Source organism: Kitasatospora sp. NPDC057518 (assembly GCF_042802075.1).
In the GTDB taxonomy this organism is placed as follows: Bacteria; Actinomycetota; Actinomycetes; order Streptomycetales; family Streptomycetaceae; genus Kitasatospora.
On sequence record NZ_JBHVEU010000162.1, the window covers coordinates 1 to 17,359 of the forward strand.

At 73.6% G+C, this 17,359-nt stretch carries 13 protein-coding genes and 1 pseudogene; 5 read left to right on the plus strand and 9 right to left on the minus strand.

What is annotated here, in order from left to right:
* Positions 1 to 199 (minus strand): annotated as a pseudogene (locus ACFU7Z_RS18460) (hypothetical protein); the annotation flags it as partial.
* 417 nt (positions 200 to 616) lie between these two features.
* On the opposite strand from ACFU7Z_RS18460, the gene ACFU7Z_RS18465 reads away from it, so the two are divergent.
* Positions 617 to 5,107: a LamG-like jellyroll fold domain-containing protein gene (locus tag ACFU7Z_RS18465; RefSeq protein WP_380778277.1), complete on the plus strand. Its 4,491-nt coding sequence runs from the start codon at positions 617 to 619 to the stop codon at positions 5,105 to 5,107.
* A 98-nt stretch (positions 5,108 to 5,205) separates the two neighbouring features.
* Here ACFU7Z_RS18465 and ACFU7Z_RS18470 read toward each other — a convergent pair whose 3' ends face one another.
* The 4 genes from ACFU7Z_RS18470 to ACFU7Z_RS18485 form a co-directional block, all read right to left on the minus strand.
* The gene (locus ACFU7Z_RS18470) at positions 5,206 to 5,967 is read right to left on the minus strand and encodes a sensor domain-containing protein (RefSeq protein ID WP_049650191.1); all 762 of its coding nucleotides are present in this window, start codon (positions 5,965 to 5,967) and stop codon (positions 5,206 to 5,208) included.
* A 91-nt stretch (positions 5,968 to 6,058) separates the two neighbouring features.
* Entirely contained in the window at positions 6,059 to 6,643 is a 585-nt protein-coding gene (locus ACFU7Z_RS18475) for a PadR family transcriptional regulator (protein WP_380778279.1), read from the minus strand.
* Between the two features lie 77 nt (positions 6,644 to 6,720).
* Positions 6,721 to 7,281, minus strand: a complete 561-nt coding sequence (locus ACFU7Z_RS18480) for a YcxB family protein (protein WP_117490641.1) — start codon at positions 7,279 to 7,281, stop codon at positions 6,721 to 6,723.
* Between the two features lie 181 nt (positions 7,282 to 7,462).
* Positions 7,463 to 9,505, minus strand: coding sequence for an FAD-dependent oxidoreductase (locus tag ACFU7Z_RS18485; RefSeq protein ID WP_380778281.1), 2,043 nt, complete (start codon positions 9,503 to 9,505; stop codon positions 7,463 to 7,465).
* Between the two features lie 287 nt (positions 9,506 to 9,792).
* On the opposite strand from ACFU7Z_RS18485, the gene ACFU7Z_RS18490 reads away from it, so the two are divergent.
* The gene (locus tag ACFU7Z_RS18490; RefSeq protein ID WP_380778283.1) at positions 9,793 to 11,103 is read left to right on the plus strand and encodes an FAD-dependent monooxygenase; all 1,311 of its coding nucleotides are present in this window, start codon (positions 9,793 to 9,795) and stop codon (positions 11,101 to 11,103) included.
* A gap of 77 nt (positions 11,104 to 11,180) precedes the next feature.
* Here ACFU7Z_RS18490 and ACFU7Z_RS18495 read toward each other — a convergent pair whose 3' ends face one another.
* Entirely contained in the window at positions 11,181 to 11,756 is a 576-nt protein-coding gene (locus ACFU7Z_RS18495; protein WP_049650185.1) for a TerD family protein, read from the minus strand.
* A gap of 148 nt (positions 11,757 to 11,904) precedes the next feature.
* Complete coding sequence (locus tag ACFU7Z_RS18500) at positions 11,905 to 12,321, minus strand: hypothetical protein (protein WP_380778285.1); 417 nt, start codon at positions 12,319 to 12,321, stop codon at positions 11,905 to 11,907.
* A 128-nt stretch (positions 12,322 to 12,449) separates the two neighbouring features.
* Between ACFU7Z_RS18500 and ACFU7Z_RS18505 the strand changes: the two genes are divergently transcribed.
* Positions 12,450 to 12,752 (plus strand): hypothetical protein, encoded by a 303-nt coding sequence (locus ACFU7Z_RS18505; protein ID WP_074004108.1) that lies wholly within the window; start codon positions 12,450 to 12,452, stop codon positions 12,750 to 12,752.
* A gap of 230 nt (positions 12,753 to 12,982) precedes the next feature.
* Complete coding sequence (locus ACFU7Z_RS18510) at positions 12,983 to 13,396, plus strand: hypothetical protein (protein WP_380778287.1); 414 nt, start codon at positions 12,983 to 12,985, stop codon at positions 13,394 to 13,396.
* Here the strand turns inward: ACFU7Z_RS18510 and ACFU7Z_RS18515 are convergent.
* Complete coding sequence (locus tag ACFU7Z_RS18515; protein WP_380778289.1) at positions 13,384 to 15,060, minus strand: glycerol-3-phosphate dehydrogenase/oxidase; 1,677 nt, start codon at positions 15,058 to 15,060, stop codon at positions 13,384 to 13,386. The two genes, ACFU7Z_RS18510 and ACFU7Z_RS18515, sit on opposite strands and share 13 nt — an antisense overlap.
* Positions 15,057 to 15,686: a TetR/AcrR family transcriptional regulator gene (locus ACFU7Z_RS18520; protein WP_380778291.1), complete on the minus strand. Its 630-nt coding sequence runs from the start codon at positions 15,684 to 15,686 to the stop codon at positions 15,057 to 15,059. The genes ACFU7Z_RS18515 and ACFU7Z_RS18520 overlap by 4 nt, the downstream gene beginning before the upstream one ends.
* A gap of 74 nt (positions 15,687 to 15,760) precedes the next feature.
* On the opposite strand from ACFU7Z_RS18520, the gene ACFU7Z_RS18525 reads away from it, so the two are divergent.
* Complete coding sequence (locus ACFU7Z_RS18525) at positions 15,761 to 17,329, plus strand: FAD-binding oxidoreductase (protein ID WP_380778292.1); 1,569 nt, start codon at positions 15,761 to 15,763, stop codon at positions 17,327 to 17,329.
* Positions 17,330 to 17,359 lie beyond the last annotated feature (30 nt).

Below are 17,359 nucleotides of genomic sequence, written 5' to 3' on the forward strand. Positions count from 1 at the left end.
GCTTCGGCTGGGGCGTCGCCTTCGGCGGCACCCAGTTCGGCGAACCGGTCGGCGCCGCCGCCGGCTTCGGAGTGTCCGCCTTGCCCGGGACCGAGGCGGTCCGCTGGAGCGGCGTGTTCGGCGGCGTCCAGACCTTGTCCTTGTTGTCACCCGAGGGCGCCGCGAAGGCCGGCACCAGCGGGGTCACCAGGGAACCCATGACGGCCAGTGAGCTCAGTACGGCCAAGCGCGACTTCAGCCGCGTCGGAGGCGGCCCCTCCCGTCCCGCCCTTCGGCGGAAGCGGACAGGTGTCGTCAACATCCCTACCCCCCTGTTTTCGTAACGTCGTGTCATGTTCGGACGCACCCCGCGAACGAACGACATCCGGGCGGAGAGTAAAGCGGGGGCAAGCCGCGGGTCTAGGTCGGACCAGGCCCGATGCGATAGTGACGATCATCACAGTTGCTCCGAATCGGGAACCGTCGGGCCAAAGCGGACAGGGTTGCGGAAATACGAAGTTGACGATCCGTTGACCATCGGCGGTAAGTTTTCTGACCATCTCTGCACACATTCTTCGCAGAATCGATCACGCCTGGTCATGCCCGATCAGGACATTTCTCGTGGGGGGACCTCACCATGCCTGCCGCTCCTCCTGGAGCCAGCTCCCGCGCCCGCCGCTCCGGACGCCCGCCGCGACCGGTCGTCGCCGCGGCGATCGGCCTCGCCCTGGCCCTGACCTCGATCGCGCCCGTCGCGGCCGCCGACGCCCCGCCCGTGCCGCCCACTCCGGCGGACGCCCAGCCCTCCCCGGTGCCGCCGGACCTCGCCGCGCGGATGGCCGCCGGTGACGCCAAGCGGGCCGGTGACGTACCGCCGACCAACCCGACCGAGAAGGCCGTCGCCGAGGCGAGGAAGACCGGCAAGCGCGTCCAGATCCCCGAGTTGACGGACGAGGTCAGCGAGACCTTCGCGACGCCGACCGGCCACCTCTCCCGCATGGAGCACGTCGAGCCGCAGCGGGTGAAGCAGGACGGCGCCTGGGCGGCGCTCGACGGCACCCTCGTCCCGGACGGCCAGGGCGGCTACCGCCCGAAGACCGCGCTGTCCGGGGTCCGGCTGTCCGGCGGCGGCCAGGGCCCGCTGTCCACCCTGACCAGCGCCGACGGCGAGACGCTCACCATCGACTCGCCGTTCCCGCTCACCAAGCCGACGCTCGACCCGGGCGGCGAGGCGCTGCTCTACCCCGAGGTCGCCCCCGGGGTCGACCTCAAGGTGACCGCCTCCAGGTTCGGCGGGCTCTCCACCGTCCTGGTCGTCAAGACCGCGGAGGCGGCGAAGAACCCGGCGCTGAGGAAGGTCCGCTTCGGCACCCAGGGCAAGGGCGTCACCGTCCGGGCCGACGAGGCCGGCAACCTCACCGCCGCGACCGCCGACGGCACGTCCCGCTGGCACGCACCCACCCCGCAGATGTGGGACAGCTCGACCGGCGGCGCCCCGGCGGCCGCCAAGTCGGCCCCCGCCCTGAGCGGTTCGGCCGCCGACGCCCCGCAGGCGAAGCCCGAGCAGCGCAGCACCGCCGACAGCCCCGGCTCCGGCGCCAAGGTCGTCGACATGCCCGTCTCCGTCACCGGCGACGCCGTGGAGCTGACCACCGACGAGTCCGTGCTCGGCAAGGGCCAGGGCCCGTGGTTCATCGACCCGGGCTGGATCCCCGACCGCAACGGCTCCAACGCCTGGACCTGGACCCAGTCCGGCTACGCGGGCACGGCCAACATCGGCCGCACCGTCAGCAACAGCGGCGACCAGTACGCCAAGCCCGGCGTCGGCTACCAGGGCTACCGGACCACCAAGGGCGTCGAGCGCACGTACTACCAGTTCGACACCCACTGGTACCGGGGCTTCGTCATCAACAAGGCGATCATGTCGATGTGGGAGACGGATTCCTCCGCCTTCTCCTGCACCGACAAGTACACCCTGGACCTCTACACCACCGGCCCGATCGGCAACCAGACCACCTGGAACAACCCGCCGGGCGTCATCGGCGGCCGGCTCGGCGAGGCCGGGGTCCCCGGCGCGGGCCAGCCGGGCTGCACCGGCAAGTACCAGTTCAACTACGACGTGACCTGGGCCTACCGGACCTACGCCACCGGTAAGGACACCATGACCTTCGGGGTGTTCGCCCGAAACGAGTCCGACGCGATGGCGTTCAAGCGGCTCGACTACAGCGCCGTCGTCGAGATCGAGTACGACCGCGTCCCCGACACCCCGACCAACCCGTACGTCTGGCCGGCCCCGACCACCTCGGTGCCGTGGGCGGAGAACCAGGGCTGCAACGGCTCCTTCGGCTGGCTGAACTCCTCCTCCGGCTTCAACGGCGCCGTCTCCCTCAACGCGACGGTCCACAGCCCGGTCCAGAGCTCGCTCGCCGCCTGGACCCACATCTGGGACTACGCCGACCTCAGCGCGGACGTCGACAGCGGCCTCACCCCGCTGGTGGCCAACGGCGGCGTCGCGAGCTTCCAGGTGAATCCCGGTGTCATCAAGGACGGCCACTACTACGGCTGGGGCACCATGGCCGACGACGGCTACGCCCCGAAGTCGGCCTCGACCCCGGTCTGCCACTTCGGCGTCGACCTGACCCCGCCGACCCTCTCCGTCCCGAACGCCGACACCGTGCTCACCGACGGGCAGCTGGCGACCACCTTCCCGCCGTCCGGCAACGGCCAGGTCAGCAGGAAGCGCCTGGGCGAGCAGGGCCTGGTGCCGTTCACCGCGGCCGACCCGACCCCGGGCGGCACCTCCTCCGGCGTGGTCTGCGCCCGCTGGTCCTGGGACCCGCAGTTCGCCGGTGCCGCCTGGGCCTGCGGCAACGACTACCCCGCGAACGGCATTCCCGTCACCTCCGGCCGCTGGGGCACCAACGTCCTGTACATCCAGGTCCTGGACAACGCCCGCAACGTCTCGCCGGTCGCCCAGTACTCCTTCTACGTGCCGTGGAACCCGGACGGCCCGCCGCCGGTCTTCGGCGACGTCAGCGGCGACGGCTCGGCCGACATCCTGCTGCCCGACCAGGCCGGCTACCTCCGGGCGTACAGCGTCCCGGGCAACCCCAAGGTCCAGGCCCCCGCGGTGGCCGCCGTCGCCACCCCCGCCGACGCCCCGAAGGGCACGTCCTGGAACGACGTCCAGTACGCCCACCGCGGCACGCTCACCGGCGGCAACAACATCGACGACGTCATCGTCCACGCGCCCGGCAGCCCCGAGCTGCTGGTCTACCCGAACCCGGGGAACACCGGCGTCCACGGGCGGATCGACAAGCAGCTGCCACTGCCCAAGCCGAAGTGCGTGAAGACCTCCACCGAGGACTGCGCCTGGCTGACGGCGGCCGGCTACAACGCCGCCGACTGGTCCACCACCCTGCGGATCGCCGCCCTCGGCGACCCGGTCAGCACCGACCTCGACCCGAAGCTCGGCTTCAGGAACAAGACCGGTCTGCTGACCGTCGAGAGCACCGGCAACGGTACCGACGCGGCCCTCTGGTACTACCCGGCCACCAACGCCAACGTCCTGGGCAAGCCCGTCCGGCTGGCGGCGTCCGGGTGGAAGGACAAGGAGCTGATCGCCCCCGGTGACTGGGCCAAGCAGGGCCGACCGGGCCTGTGGGCCCGCAACCTCGCGGACGCCGCCGACGGCGCCAAGCACGACCTGCTCGGCTACACCTTCACCACCGGCACCGTCACCGCGACCGACAACCAGGGCGCGCCCGTCATCGACAGCACCGGCAAGCCGCTGCTGGTCCCGACGCTGACCCAGCTGGTGCCGGTCGGCACCCGGATCGGCTGGGTCTCCACCGACACCTACCCGACCCTCGGCTCCGACGGCGACCTCACCGGCAGCGGCAACGCGAGCCTGTGGGGCAGGAAGGCCGACGGCACGGTCGAGATCTGGTGGGGCCGGCCCACCACCCCCGGCAACCCGTCGGCCGGCTACACCTGGGAGGTCGGCCCGGTCACCGTCACCAACACCCAGGTCACCCCGCAGTGGTGGGCCCTCGACGGCACCGGTGACAGCAGCGGCACCAACACGCTCTACAGGAACGGCGACCCCGCAGCGGCCGCCTACCCGACCGGCGCCGCCCTGACCACCGACCACAACCGCGCCGCCGGCAAGGCCACCGCCTTCGACGGCGCGACGGTCTACCGCACCACCGCACCGGTCACCTCCGGCGCCACCACCCCCGGCCTGGACACCACGAAGAGCTACAGCGTCTCCGCCTGGGTCAAGGTCGACAACACCGACGGCTACCAGACCGCGGTCGCGCTGCCCGGCAACGAGGCCAGCCCGTTCTACCTCCAGTACTCGCGGAACTTCAACAACTGGGCCTTCATCCTGCCGAGCAACGACAGCGTGAACCCCACGGACTGGTACCCCGTGTACGACCGCAGCGGGCGCACCGGCGTGACGGTCGGCCAGTGGACGCACCTCACCGGCACGTACGACTCCACCGGCGGCATCGCCACCCTGTACGTCAACGGCCAGGCCGTCGGCAACGCCAAGGTCGGCACCACCTGGAAGCCCCCGGCCGGGCCGCTGAGCATCGGGGGCGTCACCCCCCGGAACATCGCCCCCGTCGACCTCGTCAAGGGCGCGGTCAGCGACGTGCGGATCTACCCGTACGCGCTGACCGATCCCCAGGTGAACACCGTGGCCACCGCCCAGTCCGTCGTCCGGATCCGCAGCGCGGTCGACCCGCGCAAGTGCCTGGACAACTGGGGCGGCAACGACGGAGCCCAGCTCCGGGTCTACGACTGCTGGAACGGCGACAGCCAGCACTTCCTGACCACCCGGCAGAACCAGCTCAAGGCCGTGCCCACCGGGCTCTGCCTGGGCACCCGGGACGCCGACGTCGTCAACGGCACCCCGGTCGTCGCACAGGCCTGCGGCAACGCGGCCGCCCAGACCTGGATCCGCCGCTACGACGGCTCGCTCTACAACCCGGCGTCGAACAGGTGCCTGAACCTGCACGGGTGGGTCACCGAGAACGGCTCCGGGCTGAACGTCTGGCAGTGCGCCGACCAGGCCAACCACCACTGGCTCTTCGACAACCAGACCCTCGCGGGCGTGTAGCCCCCGTCCGGTCGCCGTCAGGCCACCGCCGCGGCCCCTCGCCGAGCGCCTCGTGCGTTCGGTGGGGGGCCGCGGTGGTGTTCGGAGGGCGAGGAGGGTCAGACGCGGCGGCCCTCGGTGGGGGTGGCGGGGACGGCCGTGGGGGCGGTGGTGCTGCCGGCCTTGGCGCCGAGGGCGCGTTCGACCTTGGCGACGGCGGTGCGGTACTCCATGGAGGCGGCCTGTTCGTTGCTGCCCTGGCGTTCGAAGTAGCCGAAGGCCATGGCCACCGTGCCGAAGCGTTCGATGCCGACGTAGCCGTTGAGTCGGACGCCGGCCAGGGTGCCGTCGAGGTGGACGGCGGGGGCGTCCTTGCGGTCGCCGAGGGTGACCGGGCTGACGGTGAAGGTCACGGTGTCGCTGGGGCCGGCGTTGAAGGTGATGGTGTGGCAGGTCTTCAGAGCGTCGGCGGCGGAGTTGAAGTCGGTGGCGAGTTGGTCGGACGGCTCGGCCGCGAGGGCCTGGGTGACCATCGGGTTGCCGTTCGGGCCGTCGAGTTCGGTCTCGGCGCGCGGGATCGCCGCGCCCGGCCGGGTGACGTACATGTTGATCAGGGCGCTGAGCGCGTCGCATCCGGTCACCGGGTTCGACGGGCTCGCGCTGGGGCTCGCGCCGGCGCTGGGGCTGGGGCTCTGGGTCACCGGGGGCTCGGTCCAGCCGGGGCCGAGGTCGGCCGCGGTCAGCAGGGCCGACTTCAGCTGGTCGGCGGAGGGCAGTGGCTGGGCGGTTGCGGCGGACGCCGGGAGGGCGGCCGGGCCCAGGGCGACCGCCACGACGACGGCCGCGGCGGTGAGGGCGTGGAAGGGCCTGGTCAGAGACATACGGGTCCCCCGGTCGAGAGTTCGGGAAGGGACAGGCCACCAGTGTCCCACCGGGGGCTGGGCCGGGCGCGCGGGCGGGGATCGGCGCAGGTCAGGGCCGGTCGGAGGCCGCGGAAGCGTCGGAGGGGCCGGCCGGGCGGGAGGGCTCGGCCGGCAGGGTGTCGAGGGTCTCGGCGAGCCAGTGCACCCAGAAGCTCTCCAGTCCGATGCCGGCCCGCAGCACCGCGTGCTGGAGCCGGTTCTCCTCGTCCGCCCGCTCGGCCGGGAAGTCGCGCCGCTCGATCTCCCGGTAGTCGGCCAACTGCTCGCGGTGCAGGGCGAGATGGCGTTCCAGCTCGGCCGCCAGGCCGTCCGTGCCGACCACCGCGGCCGCCCGCAGCCGCAGCAGCAGGGGCTCCCGGACGGCGCGCGGAGCGGCGCCCTCGGCGGTCCAGCGGGCCAGTTCGGCGCGGCCCTCCGGGAGCACCTCGTACTCCTTCTTCTGCCCGCGCACCGGCGCCTCCGGCCGGAGGGCCCGGATCTGTCCGGAGGCCTCCAGCCGGCCCAGTTCGCGGTAGATCTGCTGGTGGGTGGCGGGCCAGAAGAAGCCGATCGACCGGTCGAACCGCCTGGTCAGCTCCAGCCCCGAGGACGGTTTCTCCAGCAGGGCGGTGAGGATGGCGTGCGGCAGCGACATGCCGTCGATCGTACGGGGAGCGGGCAGGGGGACGGACGGGGCGAAGGCGGGGTACGGGCGCGCGGGACTGGCCGGGCTCAGCCCCGGGCGGGCGCGGGGGCGTGCCGGTCCAGCACGGCGCGCAGCCGGTCGGGGTCGGCGGTGCCGCGCTTGGGCAGGACGGCCAGGCAGGAGTTGTTCTTGTCGTTGCTCAGCAGGACGAACAGCCCCGGGGTCTCCACGTGGTGCGGGACCGCTTGCCAGGTCAGGGTGCTGGTGGAGTGGCGGTTGGTGATGGTCACGCCGGACGCTGCCACGGTGGCGGTGAACTCGCCCTTGTCGGCGGTCAACTTGTGGAACTGGCCGGCCTGCAGCCGGGGCAGCCAGAGGAGCAGGGCCAGCGCGGCGAGCACCATGAACACCGGCGGGAAGCCGATGCCCTTGCCGGTGGAGAGGTCGAGCGCGGCGATGAGCGGGCCGCAGACGACGAGCAGGTACAGGAACGCCCGCTGGCGCCGGCCCGCGCGCGTCGCCCGGGACCGGGCGGCCAGGGCCTCCCGGAAGTCCGCCACCGTGGGCGTGTACGCCAACTCGACCCGCTCGTCCGCCGCCGGCTCGTCCGCCATCGGCGCGTACGCCGTCTCGCCCTGCTCGTCCATCGGCCTGCTCTCCCCTGTGATCCGCTCCACGCCCCGCGCGCCGTGATCCGCGCTGCGACCTGCGGATACTAGCAACGGCCCCCGGGCGGAGGGCGAGTGGTTTTCGGTCGGCGCCCCCGCTCGCGGCGGGGGCACCGACCGTGCGGGACGCGGGGGCGCCGACCGTGCGGGACGCGGGGGCTCAGAGCGCCGCGGCGAGCTCGGTGCCCTGCTTGATGGCGCGCTTGGCGTCCAGTTCGGCGGCCACGTCGGCGCCGCCGATCAGGTGCACCGGCAGGCCGCGCTCGCGCAGCGCCTCGTACAGGTCGCGGCGCGGCTCCTGGCCGGTGCAGAGCACGACGGTGTCCACGGGCAGCAGTTGGCGCTCGCCGTCCACCGTGATGTGCAGACCGGCGTCGTCGATCAGGTCGTAGGTGACGCCGGGGACCATCACCACGCCGCGGTGCTTGAGCTCGGTGCGGTGGATCCAGCCGGTGGTCTTGCCGAGGCCGGCGCCGACCTTGCTGGTCCTGCGCTGGAGCAGGTGGACGCTGCGCGGGGGCTTCGGCCGCTCCGGGGCGCGCAGGCCGCCGCGCTCGCGGTACTCCGGATCGATGCCCCACTTCGCCTGGAACACCGGCGGGTTGAGGCTCGCCGCGTCGCCCGGGTCGGTGAGGAACTCGGCCACGTCGAAGCCGATGCCGCCGGCGCCGAGGATGGCGACCCGCTCGCCGACCGGCGCGCCGTCGCGCAGCACGTCGAGGTAGCCGAGCACGCTGGGGTGGTCGATTCCCGGGATGTCGGCGGGAGTTCGCGGGGTGACGCCGGTGGCGAGGACGAGCTCGTCGTGGCCCTGCCCGGCCAGCTGCTCGGCGGTGACGGTCGCGCCGAGCCGCAGCGTGACGCCCAACTCGGCCAGCCGGGTGCGGAAGTAGCGCAGCGTCTCGTCGAACTCCTCTTTGCCGGGGATGCGCCGGGCGATGTTCAGCTGCCCGCCGATCGCCTCGGCGGCGTCGTACAGGGTGACGTCGTGGCCGCGCTCGGCGGCGGAGACGGCGAAGGCGAGGCCGGCCGGACCCGCCCCGACGACGCCGATCCGCTTGCGCAACTTCGTTGCCCCAAGGATGAGTTCGGTCTCGTGGCAGGCGCGCGGGTTGACCAGGCAGGAGGTGATCTGGAGGTTGAAAGTGTGGTCGAGGCAGGCCTGGTTGCAGCCGATGCAGGTGTTGATGGCCTCGGCGCGGTCGTCCCGGGCCTTGGCGACGAAGTCGGCGTCGGCGAGCAGCGGGCGGGCCATCGAGACCAGGTCCGCGCTGCCCTCGGCGAGCAACTGCTCGGCGATCTCGGGGGTGTTGATGCGGTTGGTGGTGACCAGCGGGATGCCGACCTTGCCCATCACCTTCTTCGTCACCCAGCCGAAGGCGCCGCGCGGCACGGAGGTGGCGATGGTGGGGATGCGGGCCTCGTGCCAGCCGATGCCGGTGTTGATGATGGTCGCCCCGGCGGCCTCGACGGCCTGGGCGAGCCGCACGACCTCGTCGAGGGTGGAGCCGCCGGGCACCAGGTCGAGCATGGAGAGGCGGTAGACGATGATGAAGTCCTCGCCGACCCGCTCGCGGACCCGGCGGACGATCTCCACCGGGAAGCGCATCCGCCGCTCGTACGTGCCGCCCCACTCGTCCTCGCGGTGATTGGTCGCGGCGACGATGAACTCGTTGACCAGGTAGCCCTCGGAGCCCATGATCTCGACGCCGTCGTACCCGGCGCGGCGGGCGAGTTCGGCGCAGCGGGCGAAGTCCTCGATGGTCTGCTCGACCTGCTCGGCGGTGAGCGCGTTGGGCGTGAAGGGGCTGATCGGGGCCTGGATCGCGCTGGGGGCGACCAGGTCGCGGTGGTAGGCGTAGCGGCCGAAGTGCAGGATCTGGAGGGCGATCCTGCCGCCGGCGGCGTGCACCGCGTCGGTGACCACGCGGTGCTTGTCGGCCTCCTCCTCGGTGGTCAGCATCGCGCCGCCCTCCCAGGGGCGCCCGGCCTCGTTGGGGGCGATGCCGCCGGTGACGATCAGGCCGACGCCGCCGCGGGCCCGCTCGGCGTAGAAGGCGGCCATCCGCTCGTAGCCGCCGGGGGCCTCCTCCAGGCCGACGTGCATCGAGCCCATGATCACGCGGTTGGGCAGGGTGGTGAAGCCGAGGTCGAGCGGGCTGAGCAGGTGCGGGTAGCGGTTGCTGCCGGGGTGGGCGCTCATCGACGTCTCCTGGGGCGCGGGCGGGGAGTGGACCGGGAAGTGGACCGGGGCGTTGTGGACCGGGGGCGTTGTTACCGCAGGGTAGGGGACGGGCGGCGGGGTATGCAACTAGTTGCATAAGGCTCTCCAGGGTCGCCGGGAGGGCCCTCCGGATGGCTCGAACACGGCGCCGGGGACCGACCGGACGCGTATCGTCGTGTCCCGGACATCGCGGGGGCGTCGCGGGGGGACATCGCATCGCGGGGACGCCGCGGACTCGAAGCTCGGGACTCAGGAGAGGAGCGACCGTGCGCGGTGGCTCGGTGGCCGTGGTCGGGGGCAGCATCGCCGGGAGCGCCTTCGCCGGCGCGGCCGCCCGGCTCGGCGCGGAACGGGTGGTGGTGCTGGAACGCAGCCCCGGGCACCTGGAGGACCGCGGCGTGGGGCTGTGCACCCACAACGACCGCTTCGACGAACTGGTCCGGGCCGGACACCTCGACGCGGACACCCGCCGCCACCGCCTCACCGTCCGCCGCTGGGTCGCCCGGGGCGCGGCCGGCGAGGGCGACGGGCCGGACGGCTGCGGGCGACTGCTCTGGGCCCAGCCCTTCCCGTTCCACTCGCACCACTGGGGCGTGCTCTGGCAGGCCCTGCGTGAACGGATGCCCGAGCAGGTCGAGTTCCGGCTGGGTGCCACCGTGACGGCCGTCGGCAACGAGCCGCGCGGGGGCGAACCGGATGGCGGTGGCCCGGACGGCACCCGGGCCGAGGCCGGCGACGCCCGGCTCGAGACGGACGGCGCCTGGGTCGAGACGGACGGCGGCCGCGAGACGTACGACCTGGTGATCGGCGCCGACGGCTACCGCTCGGTGGTCCGCGAGGCCGTCTGCCCGCAGGCCGAGCCCGAGTACGCCGGGTACGTGTGCTGGCGCGGCAGCTACGACGCCGCCCTGCTGGCCGAGCTGCCCGGCGGCGCGGCGCCCTGGCCGGAGGAGCAGTGCATCACCGCCTGCTACCCAGGCGGCCAGGTGGTGATCTACCGCATCCCCGGGGTCGCGCCCGGCCGCACCCAGGTGAACTGGGTCTTCTACGCCCCCACCCCCGCCTGGCTGCGCCTGGACGGCCCGACCAGCATCCCGGCGGGCAGCCTCACCGACCCGCAGGTGGACGAGCTGCGCCGGCTCGCCGAGCGGTACCTGCCGCCGTACTGGGCCGGCCTGGTCACCCTGACCCCGCGCGAACGGACCTTCCTCCAGCCGGTCTACGACCTGGCGGCCCCGGCCCGGACGGCCGGACGGCTGCTGATCGGCGGGGACGCGGCCACCGTGGTGCGCCCGCACAACACCAGCGGCGCGGTGAAGGCGATCCAGGACGCCCACGCCTTCGAGCTGGCCGGGCGGGAGGCCGGCTCCTGGGCAGCTCTGCTGGCCGCCTACGACCGCGAACGGACGGCGGCCGGGCGGGAGTTGGTGGAGCTGGGCCGCACCCTGGGCCGGGCCCAGGTCACCGCGGCGCCGGACTGGTCGGGGATGGACGAACCGGCCATGACCGCCTGGTGGCACCACCAGTTCACCGGCGGCGGGGGTTTCGGCGGCCACGCGCTCGGCCGTACCGACTGAGCGCGTGGCCGTGACTGCCGAACCCCGGTCGACCCGCTTCGGGCGAACGGGCGTTGACCACTACCGACTGGCGACGGTCAGACGTTGACGCCGTAGTCGGTCGCGATGCCGCGCAGGCCGGAGGCGTAGCCCTGGCCGATGGCGCGGAACTTCCACTCGTTGCCGTTGCGGTACAGCTCGCCGAAGACCATCGCGGTCTCGGTCGAGGCGTCCTCGGTCAGGTCGTAGCGCGCGATCTCCAGGCCGTTGGCCTGGTTGACGATCCGGATGAACGCGTTGCGCACCTGGCCGAAGTTCTGCAGCCGGGCGTCGGCGTCGTAGATCGACACCGGGAAGACCACCTTGGCCACGTCGGCCGGGACGCGGTCCAGGTCGACCTTGATCTGCTCGTCGTCCCCGTCTCCGCCGCCGGTCAGGTTGTCGCCGCTGTGCTCGACCGAACCCTCGGGACTGCGCAGGTTGTTGAAGAAGACGAAGTGCTGGTCCGAGACCACCTTGCCCAGCGCGTTGCACAGCAGCGCACTGGCGTCCAGGTCGTAGTCGGCCCCGGTGGTGGTACGCACGTCCCAGCCGAGACCGACGATCACGGCGCTCAGACCGGGCGCCTCCTTGCTCAGCGAGACGTTGCCGCCCTTGGCCAGCGAAACTCCCACAATGCCCTCCTCTGATCTCTCCCTGTGGACGAATCTACAACACTGTAGAGATCACGAGAATCCGTCTGCAGGCGGGCCCACCCCGGGAATTTCTCCGGGTCGCACACGGGAACCCTGCGCGGGAACCGCCGCCGGCCCGGCCAGGGCGTCACCGCACGGCGTCGATCTCGATCCGCAGCGCACCGTTCTCGGCCGTCGCCCTGCGGCCCCAGCCCAGCAGCAGGCCCAGCACCTCGCGCTCGGCGGCCGGGAGCCGGGCCAGGTCCACCTGCTCGATCTCCCGGACCAGCGCGGCCATCGACGGCTGCCGGATCCGGCTGCTGAAGTCGAGGTCCGGCTCGTGGCGGGCGAGGGTGGGCAGGGTCCGCGCACCCAGACGGCGCAGGACGGCCCGCAGGGCGCCGCCGTCGACCCAGGCCTCCAGCCGCCCGGGCTCCGGCGCCGGGCCAGCCCCGCGCCCCGTCCTCACCTTGATCGGCACCCGGTACAGGCCGAGGACGTACTCGTCCTCGGCCACCTCCTCGTCCGGCCCGTACGGCCGCAGGCCGCCCGCTGTGCTCCGCATGCCGAGCACCCTAGCGACCTCCCGCCCTAGACTGGCAGTGGATTTCCCCTCGTCCGCTCTTCCCCCGTTCCCCCTCGTCGGCTCGCCGCCGTCTCCCCTCGTCGCAGGCCCGGTCGCCGGAGGTCCCGATGCGCCAGCGGTACAGCTTCCACCTCGACCAGGGCGGGCACTCGGTGACCGTCAACGTCCGGTCCGGCTGGATCACCGAGACCGAGCTGCTGGTCGACGGCAAGGAGTGCGACTTCCACCGCGTCCACGGGCACGGCGACTATCCGCTGACCCTCACCGCCCAGGTCGCCGAGGAGCCGCCGACCCCGCCGAGGCCGCTCGCGGTGCGGCTGGACCGCACCGGCCGGGCCGAGCACCCGCTCTCCTGCGTCCTGGAGCTGTCCGGCGCCGAGCACCCGATGCCCGAGCGCACGGCGCGCTGATTCCGCCTCCTCCGCACGACCGCGCCCATCCACGGCCGCCGCGCCAAGGCGTGGAGCCGGAGACCCCGTTCCCCTGCACGGTCGACCCCCTCGGTCAACCCTCGATCGTCCGCGATCCCCTTCGGTGCACCGAAACCACCCGTTCGGGTGGTTTGCCCGCAAATGGCACCAAACCTTACGATCCACCGTCCGGACCCACCGGCCCGGACCCCCACGACGAAAGCCCTCCCATGACCACCCCCGCGACCCCTGACGCCTTCGACACCCTCCTGGGCGAGGCGATGGCCGGCGCCGAGCGCTTCGGCCACCGCCAGCACGTCCGGCTCACCTGGCTCGCGGTGCGCCGCCACGGCGCCGACGAGGCCCTCACCCTGGTCGGCGAGGGCATCCGGCGCACGGCCGCCAAGGCGGGCGCACCGCAGAAGTTCCACGTCACCATGACCCGCGCCTGGGTCGAGCTGGTGGCCCACCACGCCGACGCCGCACCGGACTTCGACACGTTCGCGGCCCGCCACCCCGAGCTGCTCGACAAGGAGCTGCTCACCCGCCACTACCGGCCCGGGACGCTCGCGGGCGAGCAGGCCCGGACCACCTGGGTGGAGCCGGACCTCGCCCCCTTCCCCCGGGCCGCTCAGCCGTCCTGACGCCGCCCGGCACGCTCCTCGACGGTCCCCTCGACGATCTCCTCGACCGCCTTCCTTGCGCGCTCGGCGTCCTCCGCGACCAGCCCGATCCTGGTGCGGCGGTCGAGCACGTCGGCCGCGTCCAGCGCGCCCTCGTGGCTGACGGCGTAGGCGATCTCGGCGCGGGTCACGTCCAGGCCCTCGGCGATCGGCGTCAACTCTCCGGCCGCCAGCACCTCGTGGGCCGCGCCGCCGTGGCGGGCGAGCAGTGAGGCGGGCACCCGCCCGGCGGTTCCGCCCTCCGGGACCCCGGCGGGCAGCGGGCGGCTGTCCCCGTGGCCGGGGGCGCCGACCAGCGGCAGCCGGGCCGTCCAGCAGGCGCGGGCGGGCAGGCCGCGCAGCCGGACGGCGGTGTCCACCGCGTCCTCGGCCATCCGGCGGTAGGTGGTGAGCTTGCCGCCGACCACGGTGATCACCCCGGACGGGCTCTCCAGCACCGCGTGCTCGCGGGAGATGTCGGCGGTGCTGCCGTCCCCGGTGTCGATCAGCGGGCGCAGCCCGGCGTAGGCGCCGATCACGTCCGCCCTGGTCAGGGCGGTGGCGAGGGCGGCGTTGACGGTGTCGAGGAGGAAGGAGCACTCGGCCTCGGTGGGCTGCGGCTCGTCCGGGATCGGGCCCGGGGCGTCCTCGTCGGTCAGGCCGATCGCGACCCGGCCGAGCTGCTGCGGGAGGGCGAAGACGAAGCGGCTGGTGGAGCCGGGCACCGGCACGGTGAGGGCGGCGGTCGGGTTGCCGAGGGCCTTCGCGTCCACCAGCAGGTGGGTGCCCCGGCTGGGCCGGAGCCGGATCGAGGTGTCCACCTCGCCCGCCCAGACGCCGGTGGCGTTGACCACCGCGCCGGCCCGGACGGTGAGTTCCCGCCCGGTCAGGGTGTCGACCAGCCGGGCCGAGGTGCCGGTGACCTGCTCGGCGCGCACCCTGGTCAGCACGCTCGCACCGTACTGCGCGGCGGTCCGGGCCAGTGCGACCACCAGCCGGGCGTCGTCCACGAGTTGGCCGTCGTGGGCGACCAGCGCGCCGCGCAGCCCGTCCGTCCGCACGCCCGGCACCAGCCGGCGGGTCCGGTCGGCGTCGATCCGGCGCACCCGGGGCAGCAGCGCGCCCGGGGTGCCGGCCGTCAGGCGCAGCGCGTCCCCGGCGTGGAAGCCGGTACGGATCAGCGCGGCCTGGCCGGGGCGCAGCAGGTCCGGGAGCAGCGGCACCAGTTGGGGCAGTGCGCGGATCAGGTGCGGAGCGGTGCGGGTCATCAGCACGCCGCGCTCCACCGCGCTCTCCCGGGCCACCTTGATCCGCCCGGAGGCGAGGTAGCGCAGGCCGCCGTGCACCAGCTTGGAACTCCATCGGCTCGTCCCGAAGGCGAGGTCCCGGGCCTCGACCAGCACCGTGCGCAGGCCGCGCGAGGCCGCGTCCAGGGCCACTCCGGCGCCGGTGACGCCGCCGCCGATGACCAGGAGGTCGATCCGGGCGTCGTCGCCGAGCGCCTCCAGCTCCGCCGCCCTTCGGACGGCGTTGAGGCGGGAGGTCCCGGCGTGCGGACCGGTGTACGGGCCCGCGTGCGAACCGGAGGACGGACCGGCGTGCGAGCTGGAGTGCGGACCGGTGTGCGGGCCTTCGGTGGGGGTCATGGCGCGAGGTATCCGTTCAGTGCTCTGGCCAGTTCGCGCCGCCAGGCCGCCTCGGGCAGCAGGGAGGCGACCATGCGGTGCGACTGGACGGTGGACTGGGCTGTCAGCAGGACCATGGCGGCCAGTTCGAGCGGCTCGCCCTCCCGGATCGAGCCGTGCGCCTGGCCCTGTTCGATGCCGGTGCGCAGTGCCTCCAGCAGGCCGCGCTGGCTGGCGCCGAGCCGCTCGACGACGTACTCGAGCAGCAGGTCGGAGTCGTCGGAGCGCAGCAGCGCGCCGATCACCGGGTGGTCGCGCAGCCGGACGGCGATCTCCACGGTCCGCTCGACGAAGGCCTCCCGGTCCCGGCCGGTCGGCACGGCGGCCTCCAGGGTGGCCAGGATCTCCCGGGTGAGCAGCGCGCCGATCACCGCCCGGACGTCCGGCCAGCGGCGGTAGACGGTAGGCCGGCTGACCCCGGCACGGCGGGCGATCTCGGCGAGCTGGGTGCGGCGCACGCCGAGATGGACCATCAGGTCGGCGGCGGCGTCCAGGATCGCGTCGTCGGTGCTGCGGGCCCCCGGGGCCTGGCCGGTGCCCCCGTGGGTCTGGCCCGGCGTCTCGGGCTCGTCGTTACTACTTGACATGATGTGTGAAACTGTAACGCATGGCACCTGAGACGCAAGCGGGACCGGCCGGCGCCGCACTTCCGCTCCCCCCGATGAAGTGGGACGCCTGGGGCGACCCGGCCCTGGCCAAGGAGCTGTCCGCCGACATCAAGGGACTGCTCGCCGCCGCCCTCGGCGTCACCGGCGACGCCGCCCCCGGGCCGAGCGCCGACGAGGTCGTCCTGCACCCGTCCCGACTCTCCGCCGAGGACCTCGACGCGCTGGCCGGCGCGGTCGGCAAGGAGCACGTCAGCGCCGCCGACGCCGACCGGCTGCCGCGCGCCGGCGGCAAGTCCACCCCGGACCTGCTGCGCCGCCGCAGCCGCGAGGCGCAGGACGCCCCCGACGCCGTCGTGCTGCCCGGCAGCGAGCAGGAGGTCGCCGCCGTCCTCGCGGTGTGCGCCGAACGCCGCATCGCCGTCGTCCCGTTCGGCGGCGGCACCAGCGTGGTCGGCGGCCTCGACCCCGAGCGCGGCGGCCTCGCCGCCGTCGTCTCCCTCGACCTGCGCCGCTTCGACCAGCTGCTCGACCTGGACGAGACCTCCGGCGAGGCCGTCCTCGGCGCCGGCCTCACCGGCCCGGCCGCGGAGGAGCTGCTTGCCGAGCGCGGCTGGGAGCTCGGCCACTACCCGCAGAGCTTCCGCTACGCCACCATCGGCGGCTTCGCGGCCACCCGCTCCTCCGGCCAGGACTCCGCCGGGTACGGGCGCTTCGACGAGATGGTGCGCGGGCTGCGCGTCGTCACCCCGGCCGGGGTGCTCGACCTCGGCCGCGCCCCCGCCTCCGCCGCCGGCCCCGACCTGCGCCAGCTCTTCCTCGGCTCCGAGGGCACCCTCGGCGTGATCACCGCCGTCCGGCTGCGCGTCCACCCGCTGCCCGCCGTCAAGGCGTACGAGGCGTGGAGCTTCCCCGACTTCGCCACCGGCACGGCCGCGCTGCGCGCCGTCGAGCAGCAGGGCACCGGCCCGACCGTGATCCGGCTCTCCGACGAGGCCGAGACCATGATCAACCTGGCCATGACCGAGCAGATCGGCGGCGCCCCGGCGGTCAGCGGCTGCCTGGCCGTCACCGTCTTCGAGGGCGGCGCCGCCCAGGTCGCCGCCCGGCAGCAGCTCACCCGCGACGCCCTGCTCGCCGCCGGCGGAACCTCGCTCGGCGAGGGCCCCGCCCGGGCCTGGGAGCACGGCCGGTTCAGCGCCCCCTACCTGCGCGACTCGCTGCTCGCCGCGGGCGCGCTGTGCGAGACCCTGGAGACCGCGGCCTCCTGGAGCCGGCTGCCGGCCCTGCGGGCCGCCGTCACCGAGGCGCTCACCGGCGCCCTGCCCGGCTCCCTGGTGCTCTGCCACGTCTCGCACGTCTACCCGACCGGCGCCTCGCTCTACTTCACCGTCGTCGCCGCCCTCGGCGAGGACCCGCTCACCCGCTGGGGCGCCGCCAAGCGCGCCGCCGGGGACGCCATCCTCCGCGCCGGCGGCACCATCAGCCACCACCACGCCGTCGGCGCCGACCACCGGCCCTGGATGACCGAGGAGATCGGCGACCTCGGCGTGCGCGTCCTGCGCGCCGTCAAGGCCGAACTCGACCCGGCGGGCATCCTCAACCCGGGCAAGCTGATCCCGTGAACGACGTGAGAACCGTCCGCAGGGTCGCCG